At 48.7% G+C, this 23,741-nt stretch carries 17 protein-coding genes; all 17 read left to right on the top strand.

Annotated elements, in window-relative coordinates:
- Positions 1-141: 141 nt before the first annotated feature.
- Complete coding sequence (locus tag K8S15_11495) at positions 142-2,484, top strand: caspase family protein (GenBank protein ID MCD4776658.1); 2,343 nt, start codon at positions 142-144, stop codon at positions 2,482-2,484.
- A gap of 11 nt (positions 2,485-2,495) precedes the next feature.
- The gene (locus K8S15_11490) at positions 2,496-4,067 is read left to right on the top strand and encodes a phenylalanine--tRNA ligase subunit alpha (protein ID MCD4776657.1); all 1,572 of its coding nucleotides are present in this window, start codon (positions 2,496-2,498) and stop codon (positions 4,065-4,067) included.
- The gene (gene pheT, locus K8S15_11485; protein MCD4776656.1) at positions 4,060-5,721 is read left to right on the top strand and encodes a phenylalanine--tRNA ligase subunit beta; all 1,662 of its coding nucleotides are present in this window, start codon (positions 4,060-4,062) and stop codon (positions 5,719-5,721) included. The genes K8S15_11490 and pheT overlap by 8 nt, the downstream gene beginning before the upstream one ends.
- Positions 5,722-7,692, top strand: a complete 1,971-nt coding sequence (uvrB, locus tag K8S15_11480; protein MCD4776655.1) for an excinuclease ABC subunit UvrB — start codon at positions 5,722-5,724, stop codon at positions 7,690-7,692.
- A 103-nt stretch (positions 7,693-7,795) separates the two neighbouring features.
- Positions 7,796-8,437, top strand: coding sequence for a hypothetical protein (locus tag K8S15_11475; GenBank protein ID MCD4776654.1), 642 nt, complete (start codon positions 7,796-7,798; stop codon positions 8,435-8,437).
- Positions 8,438-8,558: 121 nt separating this feature from the next.
- On the top strand, positions 8,559-10,280 hold the full coding sequence (gene ispH, locus K8S15_11470) for a 4-hydroxy-3-methylbut-2-enyl diphosphate reductase (protein ID MCD4776653.1): 1,722 nt from the start codon (positions 8,559-8,561) through the stop codon (positions 10,278-10,280).
- Positions 10,281-10,363: 83 nt separating this feature from the next.
- Entirely contained in the window at positions 10,364-10,609 is a 246-nt protein-coding gene (locus tag K8S15_11465) for an SH3 domain-containing protein (GenBank protein MCD4776652.1), read from the top strand.
- A gap of 96 nt (positions 10,610-10,705) precedes the next feature.
- On the top strand, positions 10,706-11,998 hold the full coding sequence (gene purB / locus K8S15_11460; GenBank protein ID MCD4776651.1) for an adenylosuccinate lyase: 1,293 nt from the start codon (positions 10,706-10,708) through the stop codon (positions 11,996-11,998).
- Positions 11,999-12,035: 37 nt separating this feature from the next.
- Entirely contained in the window at positions 12,036-13,202 is a 1,167-nt protein-coding gene (locus K8S15_11455) for a diguanylate cyclase (GenBank protein MCD4776650.1), read from the top strand.
- A 38-nt stretch (positions 13,203-13,240) separates the two neighbouring features.
- Positions 13,241-15,532: a phosphoribosylformylglycinamidine synthase subunit PurL gene (gene purL / locus K8S15_11450; protein ID MCD4776649.1), complete on the top strand. Its 2,292-nt coding sequence runs from the start codon at positions 13,241-13,243 to the stop codon at positions 15,530-15,532.
- Positions 15,529-16,359 (top strand): phosphoribosylformylglycinamidine synthase I, encoded by an 831-nt coding sequence (gene purQ / locus K8S15_11445; protein ID MCD4776648.1) that lies wholly within the window; start codon positions 15,529-15,531, stop codon positions 16,357-16,359. Before purL ends, purQ begins: the two co-directional genes overlap by 4 nt.
- Positions 16,359-16,880, top strand: coding sequence for a hypothetical protein (locus tag K8S15_11440; protein MCD4776647.1), 522 nt, complete (start codon positions 16,359-16,361; stop codon positions 16,878-16,880). Before purQ ends, K8S15_11440 begins: the two co-directional genes overlap by 1 nt.
- A complete protein-coding gene (locus K8S15_11435) occupies positions 16,877-19,306 on the top strand; it encodes a TIGR03936 family radical SAM-associated protein (protein ID MCD4776646.1) in 2,430 nt (809 codons plus the stop codon). The genes K8S15_11440 and K8S15_11435 overlap by 4 nt, the downstream gene beginning before the upstream one ends.
- Entirely contained in the window at positions 19,296-20,840 is a 1,545-nt protein-coding gene (locus K8S15_11430) for an Rne/Rng family ribonuclease (GenBank protein ID MCD4776645.1), read from the top strand. Before K8S15_11435 ends, K8S15_11430 begins: the two co-directional genes overlap by 11 nt.
- A 44-nt stretch (positions 20,841-20,884) precedes the next feature.
- Positions 20,885-21,199: a 50S ribosomal protein L21 gene (gene rplU, locus K8S15_11425; GenBank protein ID MCD4776644.1), complete on the top strand. Its 315-nt coding sequence runs from the start codon at positions 20,885-20,887 to the stop codon at positions 21,197-21,199.
- Positions 21,200-21,212: 13 nt separating this feature from the next.
- The gene (gene folD / locus K8S15_11420) at positions 21,213-22,055 is read left to right on the top strand and encodes a bifunctional methylenetetrahydrofolate dehydrogenase/methenyltetrahydrofolate cyclohydrolase FolD (protein MCD4776643.1); all 843 of its coding nucleotides are present in this window, start codon (positions 21,213-21,215) and stop codon (positions 22,053-22,055) included.
- A gap of 175 nt (positions 22,056-22,230) precedes the next feature.
- Positions 22,231-23,493: a hypothetical protein gene (locus K8S15_11415; protein ID MCD4776642.1), complete on the top strand. Its 1,263-nt coding sequence runs from the start codon at positions 22,231-22,233 to the stop codon at positions 23,491-23,493.
- Positions 23,494-23,741: the final 248 nt, after the last annotated feature.

The following is a 23,741-nucleotide window of genomic DNA, read 5'->3' as shown; positions in this document are numbered from 1 at the left end:
CCGGTCCTTCGCGGAAAAGGTTGAAAGGGGTCGGACGTAACTTCTGGTCACTTACAAACCGTAAGTGACCAGAAGTTACGTCCGACCCCCCTTACGTCCGACCCCCCTTACGTCCGACCCCCCTTAAAGATGGGAGCTTTTATGTTTTCAGTACTATTATCATCGGCAATTCTATCTGTTGTACTTCCCGTTTCCACGGAAATAGAAACAATATCCTCAGGTCAGCAGGCAATCATCGATCTCTCTTCGGGAGAAGGATGGGTGCGTATTCTGGAAGATGACTACGTATGCCTGAGAGTATCTGTGTCTGATGGAATACAAATGAAAGCCTTTGATGAGAATGGTAATATTCTCTGTCAGTCCGATTCCGGCAGTGATATGATACTGTCGGCTTTCGCAGATTACTGGTTCTACATTCATCTTGAGTCCACTTCGTCTGCTAATTCCATTGTGCTTGCTGTTGAGGAAGTGACTTCATCGGAACTGTCTCCTGGCAGAGATGCTGAGAGCGTTCTCGGCAGGAACGTAATGGCGGAAACATATACTTTCAGTCCCGACTACCGGGGCAGATGGACATTCAGGCTCGATGGTACGGGAGGAACCGATCTGGATCTCGAGGTCTACGGCACGAACATGAGTTCCTGGGGCAGCAGCATGTCACTTGAGGGGTTTGAAACCGTTACCGTTTCTGTTCTTCCCGGTGAAGTCGTAACAGCCGTAGTAAGCAGATACGGTAAAAGCGGATCGGGGGAGTACAGCCTGTCGATAGAACCATCCGGTCAGTTTCCCTTGTTTGATTCTTCAGGTTTGGCAGAATCGATTACTGCCGGAGAGATTCATCGGTACCTTATACCTGAACACGGATCAAGCTTTTTCCTTGACCTGGCAATACTGTCTCCCGGAGCCGATATCGATCTCGTTCTCAGGGACGCATCAGGTGAGCGCCTTATGGCTTCCCAGTCCTACTACTCAATTGAGGCACTTATGCTTGAACCTGCCGGGAATGTTACGGTTGCGGATGTGATCCTTTTCGACCCGGGAGAGAATGAAAGTGTTTCTTACGAAATGTACACAAGAGAGCCAGGCTCCATTTCAAACCTTATACCCGTCAAAGAGGTTATAAATATTGGCTCTGAATGCAATCGGCCCGTCGGTTTCGCGCCGGATCATGGAGGGTTGTTCAGAGTAAGTGTGAATTTCGAGAAAATGCGTGACGGCGACGTAAGGGTGTTCAGGGGAGCCGGTGAGCCTGCTATTACGTTTGCTTCTGCGAGGGGGGATGAGGAATTCCTTCTGTACGTTTCCGCGAAAGATACTGTTTGGATAGATCCCCACTTCGCGAATATAGAGACATTGGGCGAAGCGATTGTCCGGATAGCCCGGTCGGATGCCATGGAACTCGAGGGGGAATACAGCGGAGTGATAAACGGGGATTCGCCTGTAAAGCTCTTCACTGTCAGTGCCGAACCGGAGACCATTCTGGATATTGAACTCTCCGCTGAGGACAGGGAAGTCGATCTTGACCTTTTTGTCACCGGTCCCGATTTTGATCTGGTCGCTGAAGGATGGCTGAGCAATGTAGATGCGGCAGGTGATGAGGCTGTAGAAGTATACGCTGAAGATAGCGCAGAATACGGGATAACCGTTTATCTCTACGAAAGGAGCGGACAGACTCCGTTCGTTCTTGAGGTTAACAAAATTGAGAGGACAGTCCTGGCGGAACCATCGCCTGAGCCGGAGATATGGGCGATATCCGCAGGGATCAGCGGTTACTCATCGACAGCCGATGTTCTGAACAGGGCAAGCATGGACGCGGTTGAAATGTACGATTTCCTTATCGAAGAGCAGGGGGTTCCAGCTGATCATGCCATACTGCTTGTAGACGCGATGGCGACTTCAGAGGAATTTGTAAGTGGAATATCTGCTTTGCTGAATTCCGCTGGACCAGAGGATAAGGTTGTTGTTTTCTTCAGCGGTCATGGTGATCAGTCGTATCCCGGTTCGGGAGGAGATGAAGAACCTGATTCGGCAAATGAGTCCATTTGTTTGTACGACGATGATATATCGGATGACAGGATAGCGTCTCTGGTGGATTCCCTTTCGGTATCACCGGTGTTCCTGTTCCTTGACGCATGTCATTCAGGTGGTTTTGTGAACGATTTTACAGACGGAAGCAACGTTCTGATTCTAACCGCTGCGAGAGAGGATCTGAGCGTAAGCGAGCGAATTCTTACACCAATTCTTCTGCAGGGTTCCAGGGGAGATGCGGACAGTAATGGAAACGGTTATGTTTCCGCGCTGGAGCTTATAACATATATTGATGAAAAACTGCGGCTGATATGTCCCGAATGTGACGCTGAGCTTACCGAGAATACTTACATCTGTCCTGAGTGCGGCGCGGTTCTGAAGGGCGACAATGCTGTCCCAAGGCCACAGCAGGGCATGTTCCTTGTTGAAGATGTTGAGCTGTGGAAGATCCGGTAGAAGGGAAATAAGTGACTGAGGAAAGAGACCTGCATCCGCTGGAAGAGAAACTGCTCGCTTACCTCGAGAAAAACGGGGAATCATCGGATGCTGAAGTAATTGAAAAAAGTGATCTCCCCGATGAGGGTTCTTACAGAAGGGCAGCCGAATGGCTTCTTTCAAGAGAGCTAATCAGAGAGATATCAAGGAACGAGGAAGAATTCATCGAGCTTGGAATCCTGGGTGTCAATTACCTTGAGGCTGGTGTTACCCCGGAACTCGCGATGCTGAGGGAAATCGCCGGAGGTGCCGGATCCCTTCAGGAGATACAGGAGAACAGCATTTTCGACAGGGGACGCTGGGGCAGCGCATTCGGATCACTGATGAAAACCGGTCTTCTGAAAAAGGATGCTGATGGAATTCATCTGAACGGAGAACCTGAAGAAACGGTCTTCCGGAAAATCTGGGATCTTGTTTACGAACCTCTTTCAGCGGGTAACGAGATGAAGATGGATCAGTTGCCACCGGACGTGGTTTCCATTCTCCGCGAAAGGAGCCCTAAGAGAGGTAAGAGCAGAGCGGAATTTGCTGTGAACGTGGTTGTAACAAGGCTCATCGACATTACGGAAGAGGGGCGTAAAGCCCTTGGGGAGTCTAAGGAGAACGTTACCATCGGAGCCATGACTCAAGAGATACTGGCGGACGGCTCCTGGAAGAACGCGAAATTCAGAAGGTACAAGCTTGATATTCCTCCCTCGCAGATACATACCGGAAGACTGCATCCCTACAGGCAGTTTCTTGATACGGTCAGAAAACGGTTTTTGGCTCTTGGCTTCGCTGAAATGAGAGGTTCTCTGGCTGAGAATGAATTCTGGAACAATGACGCTCTTTTCATGCCGCAGTTTCATCCGGCAAGGGATATTCATGATGTTTATTATCTGAGTGATGGTATTGAAGTACCTCCTCCGGAATTGGAACTGGAAAGCAGTGTTGCCGAAGTACATGAGAACGGTGGCAGTACCGGAGGAAGGGGCTGGGGTTACAGTTTCAGCCATGAACAGTCCCTGCAGGCTATTCTACGGTCACAGGGAACCGCGCTGTCAGCAAGGACCCTGGCTTCGAACCCAAAGGTTCCCGGGAAATATTTCGGTATCGCGAGGTGTTTCCGGTACGATCAGGTTGATTCCACACACCTTCCGGATTTCTTTCAGGTGGAGGGCATAGTACTTGGTGAGAATATAAATATGAGGCATCTTCTTGGTCTTCTCAGACTGTTTGCCGAAGAGATAGCCGGCGCGTCCGATTACAAGTTCCTCCCGGGATATTTTCCTTTCACTGAGCCTTCTGTGGAGATGCATATCAAGCACCCGGTACTGGGATGGGTTGAAGGCGGAGGCGCAGGTCTTTTCAGACCCGAAGTCTGCAAGCCCCTGGGCATCGATGTGCCTGTGATAGCATGGGGGCTGGGCCTGGACAGAATGGCGATGCTGGCAATGGGGCTTGAGGATATCCGCGACCTGATAACTCCTGACCTGTCCAGACTGAGGGACATCAGAGTTCTACCGGATCGCCTTCTAACAGGAAAGGTGGATGAAAATGCCTAAAATAGAAGTCAGCAGGCAGGACCTTTTCACAATGGCCTGCATCGAAGACCCCGGAGATGAGAAGCTGGCAGACATTCTTTCTCTTGTCAAAGGCGAAATCGATTCCTCCGAAGGGGATGAGCTTAAGATAGAACTCAACGATACCAACAGGCCCGATCTGTGGTGTGTTGAGGGCATAGCAAGAGCTATCAGGTGTTCGAATTCAGGGGCCGAGAAACACCTGGCGGAACTGCCTGAGCCGGATATGGAAATTATTGTTGATACTGAGCTTGCAAAGGTCAGGCCTTTTATCTCAGCCTTTACCGCATGCGGGTGGGCTCCCGATGAGAGGGAACTTGATGCGCTGATCGATGTTCAGGAGAAACTCGCTGCTTCCTTTGGAAGGAACAGAAAAACTGCCGCAATTGGATTTTACCGCCTGGATGATATTGAGTTTCCCATTAAATACAGGGCCGTTTCTAAAGAGACTTCCTTCATCCCCCTCGGCTACGATCAGGAAATGACGCTTTCGGGAATACTGAACGAGACCGAGACCGGTCGAACCTATGCCCATCTTCTTGAGGGCGCTGAGCTGATGCCACTGCTTCAGGACAGCAATGGAAGTATTCTGTCTTTTCCCCCCGTTCTGAACAGCTCAACAACCGGAAGGGTCAGCGCTGGCGATTCCAGACTATTCTGCGAGGTTACAGGCACCGACTGGGATACGGTTCAGCTCTCGGCAACCATACTGGCATGCAACCTTCAGGACAGAGGAGCGGAGATCCTGCCAATAAGAGTGAACTATCCTGAACCCTATCCCGGGAAAACAGTTGTGTCACCGTTCATTTACAGTGACCTTATGACCGCGTCCGTGGATTCTATAAATAGTATCCTTGGTACGAATATAGATCCTGAAACAGCTCAGGAAGCACTTCAGCGGATGGATTATGCGTCTGTGAAGCTAAACGAGACCGGGATAACAGGCATACTGCCACCCTACAGAAGGGACGGTATTCACGCAGTTGATATGATCGAAGATATTGCCATCTCAATGGGGCTTTCCTCCTTCGAACCTCTCCTTCCGGAACAGTTCACCCTGGGAAGGTGTGCTCCCATCGAAGATCTCGCGGATGCTGTGAGGTTTCTTCTTGTCGGGACTGGATGTGAAGAGATTCTGCGACCTGTCCTTACAAGCAGGGAGAAGGTTATGAAACTGACGCGAACGCCGAACAGCCCGGTGAGCATAGCGAACCCTATGACAGCTGAATACGGTGTGGTCAGGAATACCCTTCTGCCAGGCCTTCTCGAAGTGGAAAGTACCAGTGCCCATGCTTCGTATCCACATAGAATCTTCGAGACCGGGGAAGTCCTCATACTCCAGGATAATGGAAACTGCCGGACAGAAGTGTTGCTAACCTGTCTTGTCTGTGGCAACAAAGCCGATTTTGGAGATATTCATTCCATCATAGGTTCAGTCTGCCATGCCAGGAACCTGGAACTGTCACTTCAGTATACAGATGATGACAGGTTTATTCCCGGAAGATGTGCCTCGGTTATCATCAATGGCAGTGTTTCAGGTGTGATTGGCGAATTGCACCCGGCGGTTCTTGATGATTGGGGAATATCCCGTCCAGCTTCCGCTTTTGAGGTTACACTGTCCGCACTGAAGGGATAAATGCCGCTTTTCAACCTTGTAAGTGAATTTCAGCCATCCGGAGACCAGCCCGGTGCTATAAAAGAACTGATCCGCGGCCTCCGGGAGGGGGATCAGTGGCAGACCCTTCTTGGTGTTACCGGTTCAGGAAAAACCTTTACAATGGCGGGAATTATCCAGGAAATGGATAAACCTGTTCTGGTAGTAAGTCATAACAAAACCCTGGCTGCTCAGCTTTACAGCGAACTGAAGGGCTTTTTTCCCGAGGCGGCAGTGGAGTATTTCGTAAGCTACTACGATTATTACCAGCCGGAAGCCTACATTCCCACCACCGATACGTTCATAGAAAAGGATGCCGACCTCAACGAGGAACTGGACAGGTTGAGACTTCGGACAACCACGTCTCTTCTTTCCAGGAAAGATGTAATCGTAGTAGCGTCCGTCAGCTGCATCTACGGCCTTGGAAACCCCTCTACTTTCGCTTCGGGCAGCCTGAATATCTCAAGAGGAACGGAACTTGATCAGGGGCGGTTCCTGATGGAGCTGGTGGAAATGCGCTATTCCAGAAACGATGTGGCGCTTACAAGAGGAAGGTTCAGGGTCCGTGGTGACGTTGTGGACGTTGTGCCCGCATATGGCCGTATGGCAGCAAGGGTAGAGTTCTTCGGAAACAGGATAGACAGTATACAGCGAATCGATCATCTGACGGGCGCTGTGCTCGAAGATCTTCAGGAGATCAGCATATTTCCCGCGAAGCATTTCGTAACATCAGAACGTGACCTGAACCTTGCCATAGGCAGAATAGAGAAGGAACTGGAGGAGACACTGGCCGATTTCAGGTGCAAAGGAAAGCTTCTTGAGGCTCAGAGGCTTGAGTCGAGAACCAGGTACGATATAGAGCTTCTAGCGGAAACAGGCTATTGCAGCGGAGTTGAGAATTACAGCAGACACATTTCCGGTAGAGAAGAGGGGGAACGACCTGCCTGTCTTATCGACTATTTCCCTGAGGGCGGAATGCTTGTTTTCATCGATGAATCACACAGGACAATCCCGCAGCTCTCCGCAATGTACAAAGGTGACAGGTCAAGGAAGGAAACGCTGGTTCAAAATGGTTTTCGACTTCCTTCGGCCCTGGATAACCGCCCTCTCTATCTTGAAGAATTCATTGATACCACAGGGCAGAAAATCTGCATGTCCGCTACTCCCGCTGAATACGAGCTTGAGCGTTCAGCAAGGATAGTACAGCAGATCGTAAGACCAACAGGGCTTGTGGACCCCGAGATGGAGGTAAGGCCTGCATCGAACCAGATAGATGATCTCGTTGGCGAGGTAAGAAAAGCAATTGAATCCGGAGGAAGAGTACTTGTAACCACACTGACAAAAAAAATGGCTGAAGAGCTTACTTCCTACTTCCAGGATCTGTCAATCAACTCAAGGTATATCCACAGCGAAGTTGATGCTCTTGAGCGGGTTTCGATTCTAAGGGAGTTGAGGTTGGCGGAGTTCGATGTACTAATCGGCGTGAACCTTCTAAGGGAAGGACTTGATCTTCCGGAAGTCTCTATGGTCGCGATTCTGGACGCAGACAAAGAGGGATTTCTCAGGTCAAGAACCAGCCTTGTCCAGACGGCCGGAAGAGCCGCGAGGAATATGGCCGGCCGCGTTATTCTCTACGCTGACAGAATTACAGATTCCATGAAGTACGCAATAAGTGAGACCTCAAGGAGGAGGGCTATTCAGCTGAAATACAATAAGGATAACAGTATTACACCCGAGGGTATACGGAAATCCCGAACGGAGATAATCAGAGCAACCAGTATCGCTGATATTTTCAGGTCATCCGAAGAAGACAGGGAAATTATAGAAGACATTCCGGGAACTTCAAAGGAGGCTGTGTTGTTCTTTGAAAGGAAGATGCTGGAAGCCGCAGAGAGACTGGATTTCGAGGCAGCCGCAAAGTACCGTGACGCGATGAGAAAAGTAGAAAAATGAACGCTAAGGAAATGGAATATCCCGGACTTGACAGCATATTTCCACATAAGCATAATTACCGTGTTCTTGATATTTGTATCGTAATCAACCGAAAGGGGAACGAATGAAAAAGGTACTCATTGTTCTTGCTCTTGTAACTGCTTTTGCTTTTGCAACAGACAGCTATTTTGTGGAAGATCAAGGCCCAGGCGGATCAGGATCCGACGATCTTCTTCAGTACGACAACGGAACAGGTCACTGGATCTGTTATAATATTCCTTACTACGGAGTATGGTTCGATGTTGTTGACTTCATGCCCGGAGCAATTGGCTTCGATTGTGATTACGCAGAATTGGTTTTCTATCATCACACCAGTCTTCCCTGGGATACAGATCAGATTTCAATTGAACTCTGGAATGGCGATGGAGCCGGGGCTACCACAATAATCCGCGCAGACGATGTAACCGCAACTCACAACACACCACAGAATCTGAACTACGCAACTCCCGTAGCACTTGATCGGAACTTCTGGTTGATTGCGAACACTACAGTTTATTCAACCGATATGTTACCTACCGGTTTTTACGATGAATTCGCTAACTTCACAGGAGTAGCTCACACTTTCGCAAGCGATGATGGTGTCCTCTGGGATCCCATTACAGCGGCTTCAATCGAAGTCAACCTCATGTTCAGGGTTGAAGGTACGATTATTACAAACGCACTGGAAAACGGAAGCTGGGGAGCGATCAAGGGTCTGTTCAGATAAATTTAATCTGACAGGCTGCAGTGTCTTTGGCGGCGGGGTAACCCGCCGCCTTTTACTATTTCATTGACTTCTTCTCTGTTATGCTGAAAAACTCTATGACATCTTCGAAGGGAGAGAGTTCGTGAGCGTAATCACCGCCCGCACGGCAGGTTTCTGCTGGGGTGTCCGCAGAGCTGTTGATATGGTTCTGGCAGAACTCCGGAAAGGTGGTGATCCATACGCGGTTTATGGTGAACTGGTTCACAATCCTCAGGTACTGCGTGCGCTTGAGGAAAGGGGTGTAAGCATATGCATGAACCCGGAGAGCATGAACCGGGGCACCCTCTTTCTCAGAACCCATGGAACCGTACTGGAAAGACGTACGCAATTGAACAAGCTTCCTCTGAAGATAAAGGATCTGACCTGCCCCAGAGTTGGCAGAGCACTTGCGATAGCAAAGAAGAAATGCCGGGAAGGATACGATGTGATCGTACTGGGCGACCATTCGCACCAGGAAGTCAGATCAATCCTGTCGTATGCGGGAGAGAGGGCGCATGTCATTTCAGCGCCGGAAGAGATTTCGACTTTGTCCGGTATCTCAAAACCGTATCTCCTTTCCCAGACTACACAGAATACAGAAACCTTCGAGAAAACGAAAAATGCTCTTCAGGAAGAGTATCCCGAACTGGAATATGCTTTCACTATCTGCAATTCAACGAGCCTTCGACAGGATGAGCTGCGGCATCTGTGTGATAATGCTGATTGTGTTGTTGTTGTAGGAGGGAAGAACAGCGCGAATACAGCAAGGCTTGTAGAGATAGCAAAAGAGGAAGGGCTGCCTTCGTTTCATATTGAGACGTACGAAGAACTCGATGCCGATGAGCTGGGAAAATACGAAAACGTGCTTTTAACCGCCGGAGCATCCACTCCAAGCTGGAGTATCAGAAAAGTCAGAGAAAAGCTTCTTGAAATTCAGGGAGGAGGTTTGAGAACGGGACGAATCCGGAAATTTCTTCAGAATATGATTTTCGGCAATTTCCATATTTTGCCTGTAACGTTCATACTGGGTGCCGCGGGAGCATGCATACTGAACATAGATAGCTGGCTGATGCCGGTAATGGCTGCATCCCTGTTCCTGTACGCTGTTCACACTGTTACGTGTGTGCTGGAATCAGGATACTCCCGGCCGTCCGGATTGAGAAGGCAGGAATTCATAAGAACGCATCGTATCGTTCTCACCGTTATATCTATCATGGCGTTTATTGGATCTCTCATTCTTTCAATCTTTCTCAATCCACTCTGGCCTATAATACTTGGAGCGATGCTTTCGGCTTTTCTGCTGTATTCCATACCTCTGATCCGCAAAGTTTATCCATTCAGAGGATTGAGAGCACTTCCGGGTTCCCGGGACCTGATGTTCGCCGGAGCATGGTCATTTCTTCTTGCATTTCTTCCCGGGTATATATCTGCCGGTGAGACCATTGTCCCTGGAACGGTGATCTGGGCGGCAGCTTTATTCTTTCTCTTTCTGAACCGATGCCTTCTGACGGATCTTGTAGATCTGCAGGGCGATGCTCTGATGGGTATGGATACGATACCAATACATGCAGGAAAGGCCAGAAGCATTATACTGTTCTGGATGTGTTTTTCAATTACATCAGTTCTTCTCGTTGCGGGTATTGTGTCGGGGCATCTTCCAGGCGGTACTGCAGCGTTCATTCCCGGGCTGCTTTCTCTTGCGGCCGGATTCATGGTTTTAGCAAGAACTCCATTTCCCTCGGAGCTGGCGAAGCGGGTAATTTCGGACGGAAGCCTGTTCGCGGCTGGATTGTTTCCTGTAGTAGTATGTATTGCAGGATGGTAACTATACTGACTGATAGAATAACTGCATCTGCCTGCCTGCTGCTTGTTTATCTTACAGTATGCTCATGTACGGAAAGCCGGACTGTGATTCCTGAAGATCAGAATGGAAACGATATTCATGCGGTATGGAATTCCATCACAGTAACCGGCAGTATTGTCAATCTCCGTTCCGGCCCTGGAACATGCTACTCAATACTTGGGCAGGTTCAGGAAGGAGATTCTCTTCAGGTGACCGGTGGTATTGACGACTGGTACAGGGTTTATATTCCATGTATGTCTTTATTTGCCTGGGTTTACAGCCCGTTAACTTCACGAACGGAGCTTCCCTGATGAATTGCCGGAGAAGCTGAAAACCTTCAATTGTTCTATGCCTTTATGTTCAATATGGTTGTATAGTTATATTATTGGTTAGCAGAAGGGGTCTTAATGATTGAACGTTACTCAATTCCAGAAATGAGAGATATCTGGACGACGGAATCCAGGTATTCCCGTTGGCTTGAGATAGAACTGCTCGCAGTTGAGGCGAGGGTTGAATCAGGCTCTGTTCCCGTGGAGGATTTTGAAAGAATAAAGGAGAAGGCTTCCTTTGACGCAGATCGTGTTGCCGAGATCGAGAACACAGTACGCCACGATGTCATAGCCTTCCTTACCAGCGTATCGGAAAGCCTTGGACCTGAGTCCAGACATATTCATTACGGTATGACATCAAGTGACATACTCGATACGTGTTTTGCAACGCAGATAAGGGACAGCGGAGAACTAATCATGAAAGAGCTGGACGCCCTTGGAGAAGCCCTTAAAGGTCTTATCCAGAGGACCCGGGGTGTTCTGTGCATCGGAAGAAGTCATGGTATGTTCGCGGAACCCACAACACTTGGCCTGAAGTTCGCCGGCTTCTATTCCGAATACTTAAGAGTACGAAAGCGGCTTAATGACGGGTTGAATTCAGCCTGCGTTGGTAAGATATCCGGTGCGGTTGGAACCTATGCTCATCTTGACCCCATGGTTGAAGAGTACGTATGCGGTAAGCTTGGAATAGGGATCGAGAACGTTGCCACTCAGGTTGTTGCCCGTGACAGGCATGCGGATTTCATTTACGCCCTTGCCTCGACAGGCGGTTTGCTGGACAGGCTGGGAACGGAAGTAAGGCATCTCCAGAGATCCGAAGTAGGGGAGGCTGAGGAATCCTTCGGGAAAGGTCAGAAGGGTTCAAGCGCCATGCCTCATAAGAGGAATCCTATAATCAGTGAGAGGCTTTGCGGTCTTGCCAGAATGTTGAGGGGATACCTTATACCATCCCTTGAGAATACGGTTCTCTGGCATGAACGCGACATCAGTCATTCCTCCGTGGAACGCTTCATTTTTCCCGATGCCTGCGGTATAACCATGTACGCGCTCAGAAAGGCGGTTTCCCTGGTATCCGGATTGAAGATATTCTCAAAGGCTGTTGCAGGTAATATCGATTCAGCCGGTGACAGGTTCTTTTCCCAGACGATTCTGCTGGCGCTTATCGATGCAGGTCTTACAAGAGAAGAAGCGTACAGGCTGGTTCAGAACGTAGCGATGAGCGCAATGGAGAATGAAAAGGGTCTACTGGATATGGTAAAGAATGATCGCAAAATCGGGGAGTATATCACCCGTGATGAAATCGACAGAAGATGTACCCTTGAATATCACCTCCGAAATGAGAATAATACTCTTGACAGACTTGGTCTATAGAAATAACATAAGTGATCTACCAGGAAGGGTTATATAAATGATACCAGGTATTATAGCAGGATTTGCAGCTGGTTTGCTGATAATGTGGATCATTCTAAAAAGCTTGAGCAGCAAAAAGGCTAAGGATTTCAAAGAGCGGATAGGCTCCATGAAGAATGAAATGACTTCTCTTAGATATCAGCAGCAGGAGGCTGACGCACTCCATACAAGATATGATCTCGATTTGAAAAAGCACAGGAAACTGACGATTATTTTTCCGGAGATCGTTAAGCAGGTATTCGCGGCCAGGACACCTGATGAGCTGGCCAAGCTTCTGTCAAGGGCGATGAAAAAACTCACCGGCTGCGAGAGAATCGCGATATTCCTGGCAGACATACGGGGCGGAAAACTGGGACTGGTTTATTCCGAAGGTCTTGCAGATTTACTGAAACAGCCTCTGGTTGTGAATGTGGGTGATGGATACGTAGGGTTCGTCGCGGAAACGGGAATGGTTTTTGAAAAAAAGAATCTTGAGAAGGAGAGCGAGCTAACAAAAAACAGGCTTAATAAAACCTCCATACCTGATTTCTTGCCTGATATAGCAGCGCCCATGATGTCTCAGGGCGTTCTTTACGGTGTAATCTGCCTACTCGATGTCCCTATATCAGCTACATTACCGAAAGAAAGACTGATCTCGATAGCGGCAGTTGGTGCTGCGGCTCTCGAAGGAATACGGCTTCTTGGAAGGTTCGAGTCTGCAGCTGACATGGATCCCGATACAGGATTGCCCGGTAAAGGAAGGCTGAAACCGGTCCTTCTGCAGGAGCTGGAGCGTGTAAGAAGGTTCGACAGCCCGCTGGCTATTGTGGATCTGGTTATCGAACGGGGCAGTATTGATGACCGGTTCCGGGCGAGGGAGTTCATGTCTATAGGAGCGAATCACATGAAGACAACAATGAGGAACATCGATATAGGCCTGCGCACTGGAACCGATAAAATTACAATGCTTCTTCCTGGAACCGATCAGGATGGTATGGAAAATGTAATGCACAGACTGCTGGATGATCTTCCCAAGCTTCAGAATGATGCAGGAGATTTTCTGGGTACAATCCGTTTAAGATATCTGGTTGTGGAATCGGGTAAGGAACAATCCCTGGAGGATGTTATCAAGAATCTTGAGGCTAAAGCCTACATTTCCTCAATTGGCGCACCGGATGCTGTTTAGTGTTGGTTTTCAGAACTTGCTTCAGGTGAAAGAGACCGATGAGCCTCAGGGATGAACTGAAGGAAGTAATAGAGCATCGCAGACTGGCCATGACGCTTGAGGAAGCAGAGAAGCTTGCCGGATACGTTGAAAGGATGCCGACACCTCTTGAGCTGCACCTCTTCGATACCATGTGGAGTGAGCACTGTTCATATAAAAGTTCTAAATCACTATTGAAACAGCTTCCAACCCATGCGACTAACGTTGTTGTAGGCCCGGGTGAAGATGCCGGAATCGTAAGATTCACAGATTATAACGGTTTTGCCTGGGATCTTGTAGTTGCCCATGAAAGCCATAACCACCCATCCCAGGTTCTCCCCGTTGAAGGCGCTGCCACCGGGATAGGTGGTATCGTTCGCGATGTGTACTGTATGGGAGCCCGGGTTACAGGTTCCCTTGACCTGCTTCGATTCGGGGATCCTCTGGGTGCTTCAGGTGAGCGATCAAGGGCGATTAGCCGCGGTGTGGTGGAAGGTATCTGGAAGTACGGAAACGCTCTTGGTGTACCAAACCTGGGCGGTGATACAAGATTCCATGAAGGCTACAACGACAACTGTCTTGTAAATGTTGTATCCCTTGGTTTTGTAAGGCATGACAGGATTGTGCACAGTTACGTTCCCGCCGAGGCTCATGAAGAGCAGTACGTTCTTGTACTGGTTGGAAAGCCCACCGATGACACCGGTTTTGGCGGTGCCACGTTCGCTTCAGCCGATCTTGAAGATGTATCCGAGAAGGGAGCGGTCCAGGTGGCCGATCCCTTCCTGAAAAGAGTTCTTTCGGAGGCAAATCAGAAAGTGCTTGATTTCCTTATCGACAGGGGAATAAAGTTCGGATTCAAGGATCTTGGCGCCGGTGGAATAGCCTGCGTAACCAGCGAACTTGCTGCCCACGGAGGTCTGGGAATCGAAGTGAACCTTGACAGGGTGCCTGTTTCCATCCCTGAATTGCCTTCCGAGGTTATTGCGTGTGCCGAAACGCAGGAAAGGTATGGACTTGCAGTACCCGAAGGGATAGCTGGAGAGGTTCTGGAGATATACAATGACGAATACGAACTTCCCCGACTGTTTCCCGGCGCACGTGCATCATTGATAGGTACTTTTACGGAAACCCCTTATTACAGGGTACTTCACGGGGGCGTTGAAGTTGCCAATGCTCCAATTGAATGCATAACAGAGGGAATTATCTACGAAAGGGAATGGAATCCTTCACCCGTACCTGTAATTGAACCTGATTCAAGACCCTGCAACCCGCCCGAGGATCTTAAGAAAATGCTGCTTTCCATTGATGGCGCCAGCAGGTCTCCAATATGGAGTTATTACGACAGTGAAGTTCAGGGAACCACACATTTCAGACCCGGAGAGGCTGATGCCTGCGTAACGGTTCCGATTCCCGGATGCAGAGCCGGGCTTGCCGTTTCGGGAGACGGCAATCCCTGGTTCGGTGAACTTGATCCCTTCCTTGCGGGAGCCCACGCTGTTGGAGAAGCGGTAAGAAACGTTGTCGCGGCCGGAGCAGTTCCCATCGCCGCCACTGACTGCCTTAATTACGGAAATCCTGAAAAAGCTGATGTTTTCTGGCAATTCAAAAGAGGTGTCGAAGGAATTACAGCCGCCTGCGAGAAACTGGGCCTCGAAAGCAATGGAAAGGAACCCCTTCCGATTGTATCGGGTAATGTAAGTTTTTACAACCAGTCATCTTCAGGGGGCTCCATTCCGCCCTCTCCAGTAGTTGCTGTCTTCGGAAGGGTGGAGGATTTTACCAGATCCACCGATATTTCTTTAAAAACCCCGGGTAACCTGATCATCCTGGCCGGTAACCGGAAGGATGAACTGGGAGGCAGTCTTTACTATAGAACATGCATCGGACACAAAGGCGGGAAAGTTCCCGATTTCAGGGGTGATCTTGAACGGGAGATGGCTCAATTCGTTCTTGAATGCAGCGAAGCGGGTATATCGGCATCAGTCCATGATATTTCAGAAGGTGGAATGATACTTGCCGCTGCGGAAATGGCTATCGCTTCCCGGCCTGACGCCCGAAGGGGAATTATCATCGAGGGAGAAGCGCTTGATACTGTCTCCCTGTATTCCGAAACACCTGGCTATCTCATCGAGATGTCACAGGAATCCTGGAACGCGATGAAAAGTAAACCTGCATTCCTTTCGGTTGCCGGAAGAGTAACCGATGAATTCTGTATTGCTTCCGTCAGCTGGAGAATGGATCTCAGCGGAATACTGGATGACCACATGCATAAGCTCGACAGGATTATCTGGAGAGAGGAGGTAACGGAATGAAATCCGTTCCTCTGGTCGCGGTGATTCAGTTTCCGGGATCTAATTGTGAGTATGAGACTTCGCGAGTCATCAACAGTAGTGGTATGGCCAGCAATATCTACCGATGGAATCAGTGGCAGGAACTGAAAGATTCCAGGCCGGATGCTTACGTTCTTCCGGGTGGATTTTCATTTCAGGACAGGGTCCGCGCTGGTGCTGTCGCGGCAAAAGAGAAAATCATGGATCTTGTTTTCAGCGAAGCTGCAGACGGCAAACCAGTCCTGGGAATCTGCAACGGCGCACAGATTCTTGTAGAGAGCGGCCTGGTTCCCGGATGGGAGAGGGGAAAAATTGAATCCGCCCTCGCATCCAATCATATCAGCGGACGCAGCGGTTACCTGAGCAGGTGGATATTCGTTCAAACCGGTGAAAAAGCGCAGCGGATCTGTCCCTGGTTGGGGAAAATCGGCAGCGGGGTCATACCTATACCCATAGCTCATGCGGAGGGAAGGTTCGTTTTCTCAGAGGGGGACCGGGATCGAATCTCGGACAATACGGCTCTTTCGTACTGCGATGATAAAGGAACTGAGTCCAGTGATTATCCGGTAAACCCCAACGGTTCCTATAACAATCTAGCCGGGATCATGAACGACAGTGGAAACGTGCTGGCAATGATGCCCCATCCCGAAAGGGCTTTCTGGTTATGGCAGCTTCCTCCGTGGATTCCCGGGAAGTGGGGCAATTTCCGGATTGAGTCGATACGTTCCGGTTCCTATGCGGAAGAAAAGGGGCCCGGTTCCCTTTTCTTCATGAGTTTATCCGATTACTTCGGAGGGGAGCAAGAGTAATGGGAGATATCTCGATTATTGTCAGACTGAAAGCTCCCGATCCGGCTGCCATGACAGCCATGTCCACCTTTGAACGGATAAGTCCTGAAATTTGCCCGAATATTCTTGAACGATACGATCACTGGTGTTTCCTGAACCCCGCCCGGGGCAAAGAAACCATTCATGAGATACTATTGCGCTACCATGATATTGTTAACCCCAACAAACAGACATGGTACTTCATCGATGATGGCGGTATACCGGCAGGATCGGATAACAGCATTGTATGGATCGGTGTTCTTGTAACCGATAAAATAGACAGTGTTTCTGAGAATTGGACGTCAATCCTGCGCAGAAGCAGCTACGATGCTGAAGGTGTGCGCTGGTCAGTTTTGTGGCGATTCGGCTTTGCGCCCGGAACGTCTGAAGAGGATGCCCGTAAGAAAGCCCTGGATTTGACAGTATCCTCCCACAGAGATCATGGCCTTCTGGCGAATCCGGTTTCCCAGAAGATAGATCTGCTTATCCCCTCCCGAATTTGATCTGCTCAGATCATCCCTACGGTCGCTACCTTCTTGAGGTAAGAAGACCCCAGCAGTATACAGGGGGCGAGTGGAACCTTGATGTTGTTGATCGTGGAAAGCCAAGGATTACACTGGTGTATCCGGATATCTACGAGCTGGGTATGTCCAATTTCGGGCTCGATATAGTCAGGTATATACTGCTTTCCAGCCATCAGTTCGATGTTAGAAGAGCATTCTGTCCCGCTCCCGATATGGATGATATTATCAACAGGGAAAGCCTGGACTGGGTTGATCTGGAAGGATGGGATCCTGTTCGCTCCAGCAGTGTCGTTGGCTTCAGCATTCCCTCCGAGGCTTTGTATACCAATGTACTTCATCTTATTACCAGAATGGGGCTGCCCCTTCGCAGTAAAAACAGGGACGATGATTCTCCCATAATCCTTCTGGGTGGCGGCGGGCTGGCAAATCCACTTCCTCTTGCTCCATTCACGGATATTTTCTTTCTTGGTGAGATCGAAGAAAGAGCGGTTGAGCTGTTCTCGATTCTTTCGAGTTCTGATTCACGAATGGAACGTCTTGAAAGGGCTTGCGAGATACCCGGCGTATACGTTCCGGAGCTTGGAAAAAAAGCGGTGGAGATACAGCGAATCAGCGACCTTCGCACGGAGTACGCTCCGGTGAGACAGCTTGTTCCAAACTCAAAGGTTTCACAGGACAGGGGTGTTGTCGAGATAGCCAGGGGATGCACGAGAGGATGCAGGTTCTGCCAGGCTTCACAGATTTACCGGCCTGTCCGCGAGAGGCCGCCCGAGGAAATAGTTGATCTGATGGATAGGGTTCTTGTCTCCACAGGATGGGAAAAATCCGGGCTTCTTACCCTTTCGCTGTCAGATTATTCCCGTTTACCCGAATTGATTAAAGGGCTGGACATGCTGGCTGACAGGCATCACGTCTCCATCGGCAGGCCGTCGATGAGGCCCGATACGATAAGTCGGCTTGAAGAAGGCTACCGTATTACAGGCAGGATTACCATTGCTCCAGAAGCGGGAACGGAATCACTGAGGGCGAAAATAAACAAACCGATATCTGATGAGCTGATCCTTGAAGCGGCGGATGCGGTCTTCAGAATGGGGGCAAAGGGGATAAAACTCTATTTCATGCTGGGGCTTCCTGAAGAAACCGATGAAGATGTAAGAGGAATAGCTGAACTTGCGCTGAATATCGCGGCCATCGCCCGCAGACACCACTGCAATCCGAAAAAAAGCGTTACTGTTGCTCTTTCGCCCTTCGTCCCGAAAGCGCAGACTCCTCTGCAGTGGTCAGCCCAGATGACCGAGAACGAACTCATGCGAAGAATCCGGATAGTGAGGAAAATCTGCGGAAGAAAGGTTTCATTGAGCTGGAACAGCCCCATGGTAGCTGTTGTAGAAGGTCTGCTGTCCCTGGGTGATGACGGAGATACCGCAGACATGCTCGAAAAAGCCTCCATTCGCGGGGCAAAATTTGACGCATGGACCGATAGATTCAGATGGGATATATGGAAGGACCTTATTGGTGAGTACAATCATCTTCTGAAGAGGCTTCAGGAAGGCATTGAACCGGGTAAGGATCTCCCCTGGAGCTTTGTTTCCACAGGTGTTTCTGAAGCATTTCTAGAAGAGGAGCGAAAGAAATATTCCAAAGGGCAGAATACTCCCGATTGCAGGGAGGAGGGATGCGCCGGGTGCGGAGCCTGCTCAGGGACCGGACATGCCAGCCAGGATCATCCGGTACGGGCTTTTACTTCTGATATCTCTGTTTCAGCGGGAAAATGCGCTGGGGTACTGAGAGTACGTTATTCAAAAACAGGCTGCGCCGGGTACACTTCACACCTTGATATGGTAAGGATGTGGGGAAGGGTACTGAGACGTTCTGATTTGCCTGTATCGTGGTCTGATGGTTATGTTAGCAGGCCTAGAGTACATTTTGGGCCTCCGTTGCCACTTGGTATTGTTAGTATTGCGGAGTATCTTGATATACAGTTAAATACAATACCACCAGGTGGGATTGAAGAACTTCTCAACCGTTTCATGCCTGCGGGCATCAGGGTTGAGGAAATCTGGACGCTGGCTCCGGATACTCTTCCACCTGATGAAGGACAAGTTGCGGCCAGTTACAGTGTTTCTTCGAATTGCGATGTCTGGACGACCGGAGAAACGGAAAGAATAGCTGAGCTGCTTGGTAAGAGTGAGCATGTACTTGAGGTGAGTGTAAAGGGAAATTATGTCATATTGATGACACGAACAGATAGCAGAAAATCCCGTCCGGATCTGCTTTTATCTGAAATTCTGGATTACTCGATAGAAATTGAACGGACGGAAATATATTCGAGCTGCGAAAGCAGTAACTGGAGATCGCTTAGATCTCACAGTAGAGATTTGGAGAAGATGTTCTTTGAAAGTTGATTTTATAATAAACTCCCACCCGGAAGTTACAAGAATTGGAATTCTTGAAGACAACAGACTGATGGAAATAATAGTTGAGGGGGATAACGAGAAGAGACAGGTCGGCAATATTTACCTTGGAAAGGTAAACGCCGTCCTGCCCGGCATGCAGGCGGCATTTGTAGATATAGGTCTCGAGCGGAGTGCCTTTCTTCATGTTAGCGATATACGTTCCGGTGCAGTGGACACGGAGAAGTATGCGAAGTCCCTTGCCAACGGTTCGCCTGCCAGTACGAAAGAGGTAAAAGATTCCATCGAAAAAGTCCTGAAAAAAGGACAGGATATCCTTGTGCAGGTTACAAAGGAGCCCATAGGAACAAAAGGCGCCAGGGTTACCACAAGGATCTCAATTGCCGGAAGGTATATTGTCAGTATGCCCGGCGAATCAGTTACCGGAATTTCCCGGAAAATTTCCGACAGGCAAGAGAGGGGCCGGCTCAGAAAGATCCTGTCCAGCGCTAAAATCCCGGGGTACGGCATTATTGCCAGAACTGCAGGGGTCTCACAGGATGAAAAAGCCTTCCAGGTTGACATGGATACGATTGTGGAAAGATGGAAGGAAGTCGGACAGTCAGCTCTTAAGAAGAAGGCTCCTTCCCTTCTTCACCAGGAGCAGGATATCGTGACAATTGCTATGAGGGATCTTGTTACACAGGATACCAATTCCATAGTTACCGATTCAAAAGTAGTTGCAAAGGACTCGAAAAAATACCTGAAAACCTTTGCTAACGGTATGACCGGTAAAGTAAAATACTACAGAGGTAAAACCCCAATTTTTGATCACTTCGGGATAGAGCAGGAAATAGCAGGGATAATGGACAGAGAAGTTTCCCTGAAAAGCGGCGGGTCCCTGGTTATAGAGCATACCGAGGCTCTTGTCGCAATAGATGTAAACACGAAAAGGTATATTGGCAGGAAAAAACAGGAGAACACAATCCTTAAAACCAATATGGAGGCCGCCAAGGAAGTCGCGCGGCAGCTTCGTCTTCGCGATCTTGGTGGAATAATAGTTATTGATTTCATCGATATGGATTTCGCTGAGCACAGGGAAAAGGTACTCAATGCCCTCAGAAGCGAACTCTCAAGGGACAGGTCACCTACAAAAACATGTCAGGTCAGCCCCCTGGGGCTTGTCGAAATGACCAGGAAGAGGGTACGTCCAAGTGTTTTTCAGGCCCTCTCTGAGCCCTGTACATGCTGTGGTGGTTCCGGAAGAGTGATGTCCACAATATCGACGGCTACGAAACTTGAGCGGTTTATTGAAAGAGCTTCACTTGATAGGAAGCACAAGAACCTTGTGATTTCCGTGCATCCGGAGCTTGCCGTGTACCTCCATGAAGAAGAGGGTAAGCGATTGGATTACATATCTTCAATTTCCCAGCTCAGCATCGAGATCCGCGAGGATGACCAGCTCAGGGTTGATGAATTCAAAGTATACTCAATAGATAAACATGAAGAGATAACAAGTCTCTACAGCCGTTCAGGAAAATCCTGACTTACTGATCGTTGTGAATGAATGTTAAATACGGAGGTGAACAGTTGTACGCTATAGTTGAAACCGGTGGATTTCAGTTCAAGGTGGAACCCGGAATGAAATTGAATGTACCCCGAATCGCATCGAAAGAGGGCGATTCTGTAAAACTTGAAAAGGTTCTGCTGCTTGGTGATGGCGATGACGTAAAAGTCGGATCTCCCCTGGTTGAAAACGCTTCTGTGGAAGCGGAAGTGCTGGAGCACGGCAGAGGCAAAAAAATCATCGTCTACAAGCGAAAAAGACGCAAGGGATACGAAAGAACACAGGGACATCGCCAGGACTACACTAGAATTGAGATCAAGTCGATAGACCAGGAATAGATAGAGGATTCTAATGACTGAATCATCGGTACTATCGGGAAGAAAATTCGCGAAGGAAGTACGGAAGAACCTCTCGGAAGAGATCGAACGTATCGGTGGCCGGCCTCCAGGGCTGGCCGTCGTTATCGTTGGAGATGATCCGGCAAGCCAGGTTTATGTTTCTATGAAGGATAAAGCCTGCAGAAAAGTCGGAATAGTCAGTACCGCTGTAAAACTTGCGGAAACGGTATCGCAGGAGGAACTTCTGAAGGAGATAGACCATCTCAACAACGATTCTTCCATTGATGGTATTCTGTGCCAGCTGCCCCTTCCCGATCATATTTCCGCGGATACTGTAGCTTCCGCGATACTGCCTGAAAAGGACGTTGACGGTTTCCATCCGGAGAACGTTGGCAGGCTCTGGAGGGGCGAGGATGGATTATTTCCATGTACCCCTGTTGGAATCATCGCCCTGATGAAGCACAGCGGTATCAATTTTGACGGAGCCGATGCTGTTATTGTGGGAAGAAGCAATATAGTCGGTAAACCAATGGCCGCCCTTCTTCTGCGTGAACACGCAACGGTGACACTTGCCCACTCACACACCTCGGATTTGAAGGGTCTCTGCGGCAACGCCGATATACTCGTAGCGGCGGTGGGACGCCCTCATTTTATAAAAAGGGAATTCGTCAAACCGGGCGCGACGGTAATTGATGTCGGCATCAGCCGAACCGAGGAAGGCCTTGTCGGTGATGTCGATTTTGATAACATCGTTGATATCTGCGGAGCGATAACGCCGGTTCCCGGCGGAGTAGGCCCCCTCACGATAGCTTTCCTCATGTCCAATACCGTGAAAGCCTGGAAACGGAACCTGTAGTTCTGACTTTCCTCCTGTCTCCAACCCCCCCTGATTCTCTACCGTAACTGATCATAAATGCGGTGCTCCTGCCCGGTCAAAGTCACGGATAATTGAAAATTGACTGAAAATCAGAAAAATCTTATGATAAATCATAAATGATAGTATTTGAATTACTGATTTCAGGAGGTCTTTCATGTATTGCATTGTTTATCTTGCATTAAGTCTGGCTGCAACTGTATCAGTAGATATTCTCGATAACGCTGACGGTGAATGGGTTGCTCCGGGGTACAGTGTTACCGAACGTGTGTTAATAGATCCTTACGATTATGTGACGGCAATAGAGAACGATCCCAGAAACATCGCCTGCCAGGCTTTTTTCGTTGATACCGAACAAGGTGAGAAGTGGCGCGTAATAATGGTTGGCAGCGATAAACTGGTGGTATTGCAGGAAGACCGGGAAGCTCCATTGGAAGTAGTTCTGCCATTCAGCGCATACGGAGCGATTTATTCCAGAGGGGGGTATTTTGTAATAGTCAGATACGGAACAGCTGATATGAACATGGATCAGGCTCTTTATGTGGATATTGACAGAAACGTAACGAAGTATTTTGATCCTACTCCAGATGGCCGATGGTGTCATGGAATGGCTGTTTCAGATAATGGTGTGGTTACAGCAATCGGGAAGGATTACATCCTTGATTTCGATGAAAATTTAGCATTATCCTCAATCAGGGAATACGAAGAAACGCACTTCGGATATAAATGTACTTCAGCAACAGATGAAATCATTGTAATGGAAAACGTTTATGACAGCCCGAGGGAAATTATGGCTTTCGACTGGGACGGTAACCAGCTATGGGAAACTGATATAGGAGAAAGAGCTGTCGTTACGCAGCTTGCAGCTTCAGAAGACGGAAGTCTCGTTGGAGCGTCATTCATTAAAGAAGGAATATCGGTCATTGATGGAAATACAGGAAGAATTCTATGGGAACGCTACGATGGCATGCAGACTTCGACGATAGCGTTTTCTCCCGACGGCACGCACATGGCCATAACTGTTCCGTTAGAGGTAGGAGAGCTTCCGAACAGCTTTGTGATAACAGATACTGGAGATCAGTATGATGATAACGATGAAATATGGTGTATTCCATCCAGAAAATGGTATTATATATTTCCTGATATGATTAATAATAACACTAATGTCCTATTTCATTCCCAGGATGTGGAATGCTTGCAGATAACAAGAATATGCCTGCTGGATTCAGATGGAGTACTGATATGGTCATCAGAACCTGTGAAGTCTGACGAACGAAGCTTCATTCCATTTGGAAATTCCTTTAACCTCGATTATCACCTCCTTGGTCCTCCACATGCTCTGTCAATGACAGATTCAAGAGTTGTGTACCAGGGAGAAGATGGAGTTACCATCATTACAGTCAGTAACGAGGCTGAATGATGATAAGAATATTAATATCTGCTGCAGTTCTTGTGCTATTCGATTTTACGAATGATTTCCCGGCGTACTCAGGATGGGTGTTTGAATCAAATCCTCCAGAATATGGATGGAAAATGTGTTTTCTTGAATCACACAATTATGGAGGTCTTTTATGTATTGCATTGTTTATCTCGCATTAAGTCTGTCTACAACCGTATCAGTAGATATTCTCGATAACGCTGATGGTGAATGGATTGCTCCCGGATATA

It is taken from the genome of Candidatus Aegiribacteria sp. (genome assembly GCA_021108005.1).
GTDB lineage: Bacteria > Fermentibacterota > Fermentibacteria > Fermentibacterales > JCC-6 > Aegiribacteria.
The sequence above is the reverse complement of the archived record's forward strand: the minus strand, read 5'-3'. Positions and strand labels throughout refer to the sequence as shown.